This is a genomic window from Roseivirga misakiensis (genome assembly GCF_001747105.1).
GTDB lineage: Bacteria > Bacteroidota > Bacteroidia > Cytophagales > Cyclobacteriaceae > Roseivirga > Roseivirga misakiensis.
This window is the reverse complement of sequence record NZ_MDGQ01000005.1, coordinates 2,279,530-2,290,941: the sequence shown is the minus strand read 5'-3', so window position 1 is coordinate 2,290,941 and position 11,412 is coordinate 2,279,530. Positions and strand designations below refer to the sequence as shown.

Sequence of the window (11,412 nt, the reverse complement as noted above, 5' to 3'; positions counted from 1 at the left end):
AAGTTTCCAAAAGTATCTATGCTTGTCTAAACCTGATAAGATGTTTTCTAAGAAAGAAACGACCCAGTTTTCCAAAACCCTAATTGAAATAAGTATTTTATGAATACTATAGAGCAAAAAGATAGTTGGGAAACAATAATTGAGCCCAAATCTTCTCTCCTCGATTTAAAAATTAATGAGCTTGTAAGGTATAGGGACTTACTGTTTCTTTTTGTACGAAGAGACTTGGTAGCTCAGTACAAACAGACCATCTTGGGCCCCCTGTGGTATGTTATTCAACCACTACTGACTACCTTAACCTACACATTGATCTTTGGTAATGTGGCTGGATTGTCAACAGATGGCCTACCTAAAATTCTCTTTTATTTAAGTGGTATCACCTGTTGGAGGTATTTTTCCGATTCTCTCACAAAGACCTCTGATACATTTACAAAAAACGCTCAGGTTTTTGGCAAAGTTTACTTTCCCAGAGCTGTAATGCCCATAGCAACGACCATCACCAACCTGGTTACATTCGGTATACAGTTATGTTTATTTTTAATTTTTTTGGCCTACTACCGTTTCAGTGGTCAATTTGAGGGAACGATACAGATAGAAGTGCTACTTTTTCCAGCCCTCGTTTTTATCATGATGCTTTTGGGTTTGGGTTTTGGCTTTGTATTATCTGCCCTTACCACCAAATACCGTGATTTGAAGTTTCTTGTCACGTTCGGCGTGCAATTATTGATGTATGGAACACCCGTGATATATCCGTTATCGGCCATTCCTGCAGAGTATCGGGTTTTTATTTTAGCCAACCCAATGACTCCTATTATTGAGAGCTTTAGGTATATGTTTTTAGGTACCGGAAACCTAGATTATAGTCATTTAATTTATTCTGCGATTTTCTCGGTTTTACTATTCGTGATCGGTTTGGCCATCTTTAACAAAACCGAGAAAAACTTTATGGACACGGTCTAAAGCTAGACATTGCAATAGATAATATGTCAAAAGTATCAATTCAAGTAGAAAACCTTTCCAAGCAATACAGATTGGGTGTAGTGGGAACTGGTACGATCAGCCATGATCTAAACAGATGGTGGGCCAGAGTACGAGGCAGAGAAGATCCTTTCTTAACAATTGGCGAGGTAAATGATCGGACTGTTAAAGGAAGTTCTGATTATGTGTGGGCTCTTAAAGATCTTAACTTTCAAGTAAAGCAAGGGGAGGTCTTAGGTGTGATTGGAAAGAATGGTGCTGGAAAAAGCACCTTGCTAAAACTTCTTTCTAAAGTAACTGGGCCAACCACAGGAAGAATAAAGGCAAATGGACGTATTGGTGCTCTTTTAGAGGTAGGAACCGGTTTTCATCCGGAATTAACAGGCAGAGAGAATGTGTTTTTAAATGGCGCATTACTCGGGATGACTAAAAATGAAATCAGGCTCAAACTGGATGAAATAGTGGATTTTTCAGGATGCGAGCGTTATATAGACACTCCTGTAAAGCGCTACTCTTCTGGAATGAAGGTGAGGCTGGCCTTTGCCGTTGCAGCCTTTCTGGAACCGGAGATACTGATTGTCGATGAGGTACTGGCTGTAGGAGATGCAGAATTTAGGAAAAAGTGCATTGGTAAAATGGGTAAAGTGGCACAAGAAGGCAGAACAATCCTTTTTGTGAGTCACAATATGGATTCGATCAGGAATCTATGCCAGCGAGCCATTTTTCTCGAAAATGGACAGATCACTTTAGATGGTAGCGTTGATGACGCTATTAGAAAGTACGTTCAGCTTGGGCCATCACTTATTGATTACTCAACAGGAATAGTTCCTGATTCTTGGGAGAGACCATGGGGGCATGAAGACGCAGACTTTAAGACGATTCGCATCCTAAATTCTAAAGGAGAGTATACTTCAACCTTATTATTCAAAGAGCCTTTGATAGTTGAAGTAGCGTTTGATTGCGATCGAGATATTTCTGATACCAATTTTCAACTACGAATTGGCAATGTAGAAGGAACACAAATCACCAGGTCAGTGAGTACTCATGATGTCAAAGGCGAGCTTGATATGAAAAAGGGCAAGAGAAAAGCCTTAATTGAAATCAATCCACAGTTAGTACCAGGCCGGTATGCTCTGAGCGTCTATTTTGGATCAAGAGATGGAGCTAAATTTTATGATGCTATAGCTGATTTTTATCACTTTGAAATTACTAATGAATCCTTGGATGGCTTTCACGAAGTATCATCGAAGCAGAACACTTTTATTCACTTGAATGCTAATTGGAAATTTTACTAAATGAATTACTCTGATTTAATCATACCCGCAAATGACCTGATTCAAATTAGGAAAAAGCTATACCACTCCGAGGGTCCTGGTTATTATGTCTTTCAAGACTTCATTGATCCTGCTTTTACAAGTCACATTATTAGCTTTTGGTCTCAAGAGTTAAAAAGCCCTGCCAAGGGATGGAAAAAGGTCAAAAAAATAAATAAGGACAAAGACCTTTACATGGGCTGCCCTAACTATCTAAAGGAAGAAGTCCATGGTCTTACTTATTTTAATTACCTATGGAATGAGCCATTAGATGAGGTGACCTATGCCGTTTCCTGGAAAATAATGGAACTGAGAAATCAGGTGATGTCGCGAAACTTTTATTTAAGGGTATTTCCAACCAATGGTAATGGTAATCGAAGTAATTCTTTTAGGGTGGTGCTTACAAAAAATGGCGAGGAAATCGTCAAACCCCACAAAGATTGGACTGGAGAAAAATTCTTTGATCCCGCGGCACTTCAAGCCACGCTCATTTTGAGTGATCATGACACTGACTACAGCGGAGAAGGATTGATGTTCAAGAAGAATAATAACGAAGAAATTTGTTTGAATAGGGATATTGGTGTTAAAAAAGGAGATTTGATTCTTTGGAAGTACACCAATGAGCATTGTGTCAGAAATGTGAATTCATCTCCTAATCAGCTTGGTTTTGTCAGAATATTGTTTCCACCAGAGCAATTATTTGAAGTCCCGGATAGTGTTTTACTCAAGAAGTTATCGGCTAAAAGCCTCACTCGTGAGTTGGCGCGCAGAGCAAAAAGAAAAGTGATAAAGTAATAAGGTAATTTTCGGTACCAACAACAAAATGAAGAATTTGGATTTAGAAAAGCGCTTGCCTGTATCAAAACTTGTTGACATTTCATTGTCAGTGGGGATGGTTCCAGATGCTAAATTTCATTACAAATGGCATGAATATGCTAAATGGCAAATTAACGCTGTAAAAGAAATAGGGCTCACACCAGAACACAGGCTTCTTGACATTGGTTGCGGACCACTCAGATTTGGTATGGAGGCTATTAATTACTTGGAGGATGGTAATTACCATGGAATGGACCCCTATACTCCATACATTAATCTAGGGAAGTTACTGTGCGATGAAGCAGGCTTGGAAAAGAACTACACTGTGGAGCAAAGCGAAAACTTTGAGTTCTCATTGTTCAAAACCAAGTTTGACTTCGCAATAGCCCAGTCAGTCTTCACTCATTTGTCACGTTCGCAAGTAAAAACGGCACTGAGTAATTTGAAAGAGGTCATGGCTAAAGGAGGTAAGTTTTTATTTACAAATATTGATATTAAAAATGCACAAGGCTTTCTTTATGGAAGCTACCATCCAATGCTCCGTGGCAGTGGTATGAATGAAGAATTCTATCAAAAAGCTGCTGACACAATGGGTGTGGAAGTCGAATTCAACTGCCTTTCCCATCCAACGCAGGAAGTACACCTTTTTAAGTTTTAAGTCGAACTTAATTTAGAAGTCAAGGAAAAGTAGTAGTTGTATTGAACGGGAAAAAGACCATAATGCTACTTGTTTCCTGAGGCATGTGCGGTGTGCTGGGTACTCATTTTGTTGACAAAATCGCTACCGAATTTACATGAGTCGGTTTAATAAATTGGAAGTCCAACACTTGAAAAGATAATGGGATTTATTAAAAGGACGGTTTGTCCATGCTGCAAAAGCAAAGAAGACCAAAAGGTACTTTTAGAAGAATATTTTAACAGTAACTACTTTAAGCACTGGATAGACCATATTGCAAGCAAACCTGCGGGAGGGTACAGGCCTGAAGTTGAAGAAATTTTAGACGAGAAATATGAGATCACTAAATGCGGTAATTGTGGATTAATCTATCAGTCAATTATTCCAGACAGTGAACTGCTACACAAAGCTTATGAGTCTTGGTATGATCAGGATGAAAACCTGAGATTTAATTTGTCTTTGGATAACCGAAGAGTAAAAATCCAGAGATTTCTTACAGAGGTATACTCCTTTATCCAATTTTATAACCAGCCTGTCAATCGAATTAAAGTAATGGATTTTGGAATGGGGTGGTCAGAATGGTCTATTGCCGCAAGATCACTGGGGTTAGAGCCGATAGGGCTCGAAATATCCCCCTCGAAAGTAAAATATGCATCTTCATTGGGTTTTGAAGCACAAACTTTGGAGCAGCAAGAGGAGAGTTCTGTTGACTTCATTAACACAGAGCAGGTTTTTGAGCATCTAGATGAGCCTTTTGAATATTTACAAAATTTAGTTCGCTTATTGAAACCAGGAGGGGTGGTCAAGCTAAGTGTACCTAATGGGAGCAAGATTGAGGAGAACCTTAAGAAGTATGATTTTAATAGTGAAGAAGGGTTTAGGAAGCTCAATCCCGTCAATCCTATAGAACACCTCAACTGTTATAATACAGAAAGTTTAGTCAGCCTAGGTAAATCATGTGGGTTGAGGCCTGTGGAACTGATTAAATATGACTTCCAGAAAAGCAGAAAAGTTTTTAGGCCATTGAATGCACTGAAAGAGCTCGCAAGGTCAATTAAACATTACAACATTGATCAGTTTAATAAATTGAATGGGCCAACACTTATTTTTTTTCAAAAGTAGAATTTGCATGAGGCCACTGTGAAAAGTGGCATCTTATTGAATTAGATTAAAAATATGCCTGAGTCTTATTATAGTCATCCAACTGCAGTCATTGATGAAGGTTCAATAATTGGGGATGGAACCAAAATCTGGTACTTCTCAAATATTATGAAAGACTGTGTCTTGGGTGAAAAATGTAATCTGGGCCAAAATGTGATGGTTTCTCCAAGGGTAACTTTAGGCAATAACGTCAAGGTGCAAAACGATGTAAGTATCTATTCCGGAGTAAAGTGTGAGGATGATGTTTTTTTGGGACCATCCATGGTATTTACCAACATTACAAACCTTAAGAGTGTAGTGGTTCGGACGGGACAATATGTGGAAACTATGGTTTCGGCCTCGCAGACAATCGCCAGGCCATTGAAATTGTGCACGACCTTCGAGATCAGAAAGTTCAGGCCCCAACGGGGGATTACCACCCATTAGTCAAGAAAATCAAAAACTAAAATCATAACTAGTGAATAATATTAAAGATGCTAAAGTACTCGTAATTGGAGGTGCTGGTTTTATTGGAAGTTTTGTCGTCTCAGAGCTACTCAAAGAGGATGTAGCGGAAGTTGTGGTGTACGATAATTTCGCTAGAGGCAAAAAGGCGTACTTAGAAGAGCAATTGAAAGACCCAAGATGTAGCATGTTTCCCATTGGTGGTGACATTAGAGAAGTTGATATTCTCAATGAAGCCATGAAAGGCAAGGATTATGTGGTCAGCCTGGCTGCCATGTGGCTTCTTCATTGCAAAGACTTCCCGAGAACCGCCTTTCATGTCAATATTGAAGGGACCTTCAATGTCTTAGAAGCTTGTGTGAAGAACAACATCAAAAAGCTCATTTGGTCTTCTTCAGCCTCCGTTTATGGCGATGCAGTGGAGTTGCCAATGACCGAGTCGCACCCCTTCAACAATAAGAATTTTTATGGTGCTTCTAAGATTGCCGGAGAAGCAATGGCCACTGCATTCAATGACCGCTATGGTTTGGAAGTAATTGGTTTGAGGTATATGAACGTTTACGGCCCTCACCAGGACCAAACGGCTGCTTATACCGGGGTAGTACCCATCATGCTGAATAAGATTGAAGCAAATGAGTCACCAGTCATAAATGGAGATGGCAGCCAGGCCTATGACTTTATCTATGTCGAAGATGTAGCAAGATGTAATGTCGATGCTTTGAAAAGCGATACGAAGTTTGGAATGTATAATGTAGGTACTGAGGTTCAGACTTCAATTAAGCAGCTCTGTGATACCATTTTGGAACTGAAAAATTCTGACATGGAAGTGATTTACAAGCCTTATTCTGAGGATGACGCCAGGGCACTGGTTCAAAACCGGATAGGCTCAAGAAAGAAGGCCGAAGAGGAAATTGGCTTCAGATATAAATATGAACTGAAAGAAGGCCTTCAGAAACTGATTGATTGGAGAATTGAGACGGGATTAGACAATGGATAAACGAAATATACCGATTTCGCTGCCTGTTACCGGTGAAGAAGAGTGGCAGGCCGTAAAAGAACCTCTAATGACAGGTTGGCTTACTTCAGGCCCCAAGGTCAGGGAGTTCGAAAACCTTTTTGCTGAAAGACACCAGGTAAAACATGCCATAGCGGTAACGAGCGCAACCACAGCCTTACATTTATCGTTGGTTGCCTTGGGGGTAGGGCCGGGCGATGAGGTAATTGTACCTGCATTTACCTGGGTTTCAACGGCCAATGTAGTTTTGCAAGTTGGGGCAGCAGTAGTCTTTTGCGATATCGATCCTAAAACATTTAATATCGACCCGACTCAGTTGACCGATAAGGTAACCGATCGCACAAAAGCCATTATGACGGTGCACTTATTCGGTCTTTGTTCTGATATGGATGCCATCAAAGAGGCTGCTCCGGGTGTACCGATTATCGAAGATGGAGCCTGTGCGGCAGGAGCAGCATACAAAGGCATCCCTGCAGGAGCATTAGGAGATTTTGGTTGCTTTTCATTTCATCCACGTAAATCAGTCACCACTGGTGAGGGGGGGATGGTGACAACCAACAACGATGCTTATGGGGAAAAACTGGGCATATTGAGAAATCATGGTGCTTCTGTTTCAGAAGAGCAACGTCACCATGGACCAAGACCTTACATCTTGCCCGATTTTGATGTTAGTGGTTATAATTACCGCATGACCGATTTGCAAGGTGCTGTGGGCGTGGTGCAGTTGGGTAAGCTCGATCAGTTTATCAACGAGCGAGCCAAATGGGCTGCATATTATAAAAAGGAATTGAGTGGTCTGGAATGGTTGCAGCTCCCTGAATTTTCGGCAGATTATGACCATGGTTGGCAGAGTTTCGTCACTTTGATTGACGAGACAAAGGCACCTTATACCCGAAATGAGATCATGGAGAAACTTCAGGAAAGAGGTATATCTACTAGGCCGGGAACCCATGCAGTACACATGTTGAATTTCTATGCCAATACATTTGATATTAAGCCCGGAGACTATCCAGGTGCCCAAATAGCCAATGATTATTCAATGTCCATTCCATTGCACAACAGAATGAATGAACTGGACTTTCAATACGTAGTCGAAACTTTGAAAAGTATATGATTTTAGAAAATCTACTTATAGAGCCGATTAAGGAAATCAGGAAAAACTATTTTGAATCGAAACAGCTTTCAGGTTATTCCAATCAGGATCAAACGACAAGTGTCTTTTCTGAAAAATGGAATAAAATGAACACCAGGGTAGAAATTGGGAAAATTAATGCCTTTCAAAAGAATTGGTTTTATACCCTCTACGGGTTTGCTAATGAGGCTGATTTCAAGTCATTTCTTTCTGATAAATCTGTTATTCTGGATGCAGGAAGCGGACTCGGATATAAGGCAGCCTGGATGGCAGAATTAGCGCCACATGCACGCGTAATCGGTATGGATTTTTCTGAAAGTGGTGCCGAAGCCAGTGAGTTTTACGGTCATATAGAAAATCTTACTTTCATAAGAGGAGATATTGCAGACACCGGCCTAAAAGCCTCAAGTGTCGACTTTGTACTGTGTGATCAAGTGATTATGCACACAGAATATCCTGACATGACTTTTAAGCATTTAACAGAAATCACAAAATCCAATGGCTCCTTTGCTACCTACGTTTATGCTAAAAAGGCGCTACCACGTGAATTGCTGGATGATCATTTTAGGGTGAGAACCCATGAGTTATCCAATGAACAACTGTGGGAAATGTCTCAACAGCTAACCGAGTTAGGTAAAAGGCTCGCAGAATTAGAGGTGCAGTTGGATATTCCAGAGATCCCGCTTTTAGGAATTAAAGGTGGACAGCAAGATTTACAAAGGTTTATTTACTGGAACTTTATCAAATGCTTTTGGAACCCAGAGTTGGGGAAAGACATTTCAGACGCAACTAATTTTGATTGGTATTCACCTTCCAATGCCAAACGGTTTAGCAAAGAGGAGTTTACGGAACTGATCAATTCAAATCATTTAACAACAGACTATTTTCATACTGAAGAAGCCTGTTTTTCAGGCAGGTTTCGTAAGTAAATAAAATGTGCGGTTTAGCCGGTATCTTTAATTTACATCAGAAACCTGTTTCAGATGGCCTATTGAAAAAAATGGGTGAGAAGTTAGCACATCGGGGGCCTGATGGCGAAGGCCTTTATGTGGACAGAAACATTGGTTTAGTTCATAAGCGTTTGGCCATTTTAGACGTTTCTGAACGTGGAGTGCAACCCATGTCTTCCAAAGATGGTAGATATACTCTGGTGTTTAATGGCTGTATTTACAATTATATCAAACTCCGACAAGAGTTAAGGTCCTGCGGACATGTCTTTCATTCAGATACCGATACAGAGGTGATCGTTGAAGGCATCTCTTGTTTTGGCATAGACTATATCAAGCGCCTGAATGGGATGTTCGCCATATCATGCTGGGATTCTACAGAAGAGAGGCTCTTCCTGGCTCGTGATCGGTTCGGAATCAAACCACTTTATTATTGGTTCAATGGAAAAACAATTGTTTTTGCATCAGAGACTAAGGCCATTTTGGAGCACCCTGATTATCAAATTGGAGTAAATCTGGGTGCATTAAACGAGTATTTTACCTTTCAAAACTTATTCTCATTTAGAACGCTGTTCCAGGACATAGCCATGTTACCACCAGCAAATACACTGGTAGTAGACAAGCACATGAAAAAAATAACCCACAATTCATGGTGGGATTATGACTTTTCAAAGCCTGATGAAAGCATCACATTCGAAGATGCCAAATTAGAAACGGAAAGACTGATGGAACGGGCAGTAGCGAAACAAATGGTTTCTGATGTTCCAGTTGGAAGCTATTTATCCGGTGGGATGGATTCCGGTACGATTACCGCGATTGCGACAAATTACGTCCCAAGAATATCTACTTTCACTTGTGGATTTGATATGAGTGAAGTGACTGGCTATGAAGCCAATTATGATGAAAGGCGAGATGCGGAGTTAATGGCCAATCATTTCAAAACCGAGCATTTTGAACAAGTAATAAATGCTGGAGATTTACGCTGGTCACTTCCCAAGTTGGTGTATCACCTGGAAGACTTGCGGGTGGGCATGTCTTACCCCAACTACTACATAGCCAGGTTAGCTTCAAAATTTGTAAAGGTTTGTTTACAAGGAACCGGAGGCGATGAGTTATTTGGTGGTTATCCATGGCGGTACTACAGAATTTTTGATTCTTTAAGCCAGCAAAATTTCTTTGATCAGTATTATAGCTTTTGGCAAAGGTTAGTACCTGACGATTCTAAAACCGAGTTGTTTCAGACCTCTGCATTACGACAAATGTCTTTAGAGGAGCCAAGGACAGTTTTTGAAAGGGTTTTTACTTTTAATGACCAACTCGGTTATAAAACCCCTGAACAACACATACAAAATTCGTTGTATTTTGAGGCTAAAACTTTTCTGCCAGGGCTGTTTTTGGTAGGTGATAAGTTGGCCATGGCCAACGGCCTGGAAGAACGCTTCCCTTTTATGGACAATGATTTGGTTGACTTTGCTCAAAAAGTCCCGGTAAGGTATAAACTGGGTAATCTTCAGCGCGAGATTGATAAAATTGACGAAAATGTCAGCAAGAAAATGCAATACAGAAGCTTTGACGATGGCAAGAAAATCTTAAGGGAAGCCATGAAAGGTTACATCCCAAAGAAGATCATCGATAGGAAAAAACAAGGCTTTTCAGCACCTGATGAAAGTTGGTACAGAGGGGAGAATGCGAGCTATGTTCGTGAGCTGCTTTTGAACAAAAAGGATACCATTTCAGCAGAATTTATAAAGCCGGCCTATATTGAGAAAATTGTAAGAGAACATACCGAGCAGCAAATCAACCATCGATTGTTGATCTGGTCTTTTATGAATTTTGAGTGGTGGTGCAGGATTTTTTTGAACGGTCATAAAGTATAATGGAATTTGCAATTGAGAAGGGGATGCCCTTTGATTTAGATGGCGATTATAGTGAGCTTTTATTGTCACAAATGACTACGCTTTTTTATCAAAGCTTGTCTTATCACAAACTTCTGGAAAAGCACCTTGCTGCAGAAGCGTACTATTTTTTATGGTTTCAAGAGAAGCAACTAAAGGCTGTTTTCCCATTTATGATCAAAAGGAACGATGAGTACGGTGCCGTACTCAACAGTTTACCTTATTATGGTAGTAATGGTGGTCCGGTTTATTCAAATGAACTCAGTGGAGAAGACATTAAATGGATTAATACCTCACTATTAAAAGAGTTTGATAGCTTTTGCCATAAAGAGGGAATAGTTCTTTCTACCATTGTTACAAACCCTTATTGCCCGGAAGAAACTGATTGGTTCACTCAAAACTGGAAACATGACAAAACGGATTACCGAATTGGCCAAATAACACCAATTCCGAATACCGAAACTGTGGAGACTGACCTAATGGAATTGTTCAGTAATCCAAGGCCCAGAAATATCCGCAGGGCGATAAAAGCTGAGATCTCGGTAACCGTGGAACATGACAAAGTAAGTCTGGATTTCTTGTACAATGTTCATAAAGAAAACATAGAAAGCATTGGTGGAATCCCAAAAAGGAAAGAGTTTTTCGAATTAATTCCTGAATATTTCTCTGATGAAGAGTTTGCCGTTTTTGTGGCCAGAAAAGATAATGAGCCTATTGCGGCCATCTTATTATTCTACTTCAACAAAACGGTAGAGTATTTTACACCAGCCACTATTCATGATTTTAGACGAGATCAACCCTCAGCCCTATTGATATTTGAAGCAATGAAGGAGGCCAGTAAGAAAGGGTTTGAGAACTGGAACTGGGGAGGAACATGGAAAAGTCAGGAAGGTGTTTATGACTTTAAGAAAAGGTGGGGGGCTCAAGATCATGAGTACAAGTACTTCATAAGATTCAATGACCCGGATATCATTGATCAACCCATAGAAGGATTAAAGAAAGCTTTTCCCAACTTCTATTTATATCCCTATTAAT

At 40.1% G+C, this 11,412-nt stretch carries 11 protein-coding genes; all 11 read left to right on the top strand.

The genetic code is table 11. The features are described from left to right. The first annotated feature begins 99 nt into the window (after positions 1 to 99). The 11 genes from BFP71_RS17675 to BFP71_RS17625 all read left to right on the top strand — a co-directional run bounded on the left by BFP71_RS17675 (position 100) and on the right by BFP71_RS17625 (position 11,411). On the top strand, positions 100 to 960 hold the full coding sequence (locus BFP71_RS17675) for an ABC transporter permease (protein WP_069836736.1): 861 nt from the start codon (positions 100 to 102) through the stop codon (positions 958 to 960). A 23-nt stretch (positions 961 to 983) separates the two neighbouring features. Then, entirely contained in the window at positions 984 to 2,273 is a 1,290-nt protein-coding gene (locus tag BFP71_RS17670; RefSeq protein WP_069836735.1) for an ABC transporter ATP-binding protein, read from the top strand. Continuing rightward, on the top strand, positions 2,274 to 3,086 hold the full coding sequence (locus tag BFP71_RS17665; protein ID WP_069836734.1) for a hypothetical protein: 813 nt from the start codon (positions 2,274 to 2,276) through the stop codon (positions 3,084 to 3,086). A gap of 28 nt (positions 3,087 to 3,114) precedes the next feature. After that, a complete protein-coding gene (locus tag BFP71_RS17660) occupies positions 3,115 to 3,765 on the top strand; it encodes a class I SAM-dependent methyltransferase (protein ID WP_069836733.1) in 651 nt (216 codons plus the stop codon). Positions 3,766 to 3,945: 180 nt separating this feature from the next. After that, on the top strand, positions 3,946 to 4,905 hold the full coding sequence (locus BFP71_RS17655) for a class I SAM-dependent methyltransferase (RefSeq protein WP_069836732.1): 960 nt from the start codon (positions 3,946 to 3,948) through the stop codon (positions 4,903 to 4,905). Between the two features lie 54 nt (positions 4,906 to 4,959). Then, entirely contained in the window at positions 4,960 to 5,370 is a 411-nt protein-coding gene (locus tag BFP71_RS19530) for an LbetaH domain-containing protein (RefSeq protein ID WP_088125104.1), read from the top strand. A 31-nt stretch (positions 5,371 to 5,401) separates the two neighbouring features. Next, positions 5,402 to 6,385 carry an NAD-dependent epimerase/dehydratase family protein gene (locus BFP71_RS17645; protein ID WP_069836731.1) on the top strand — a complete coding sequence of 328 codons (984 nt, stop codon included), beginning with the start codon at positions 5,402 to 5,404 and terminating at the stop codon, positions 6,383 to 6,385. After that, positions 6,378 to 7,517 (top strand): DegT/DnrJ/EryC1/StrS family aminotransferase, encoded by a 1,140-nt coding sequence (locus BFP71_RS17640; RefSeq protein WP_069836730.1) that lies wholly within the window; start codon positions 6,378 to 6,380, stop codon positions 7,515 to 7,517. The genes BFP71_RS17645 and BFP71_RS17640 overlap by 8 nt, the downstream gene beginning before the upstream one ends. Next, the gene (locus BFP71_RS17635) at positions 7,514 to 8,464 is read left to right on the top strand and encodes a class I SAM-dependent methyltransferase (protein WP_088125103.1); all 951 of its coding nucleotides are present in this window, start codon (positions 7,514 to 7,516) and stop codon (positions 8,462 to 8,464) included. Before BFP71_RS17640 ends, BFP71_RS17635 begins: the two co-directional genes overlap by 4 nt. Positions 8,465 to 8,469: 5 nt before the next feature. Continuing rightward, entirely contained in the window at positions 8,470 to 10,359 is a 1,890-nt protein-coding gene (gene asnB, locus BFP71_RS17630; RefSeq protein ID WP_069836728.1) for an asparagine synthase (glutamine-hydrolyzing), read from the top strand. After that, complete coding sequence (locus BFP71_RS17625) at positions 10,359 to 11,411, top strand: peptidoglycan bridge formation glycyltransferase FemA/FemB family protein (RefSeq protein WP_069836727.1); 1,053 nt, start codon at positions 10,359 to 10,361, stop codon at positions 11,409 to 11,411. The genes asnB and BFP71_RS17625 overlap by 1 nt, the downstream gene beginning before the upstream one ends. Position 11,412: the final 1 nt, after the last annotated feature.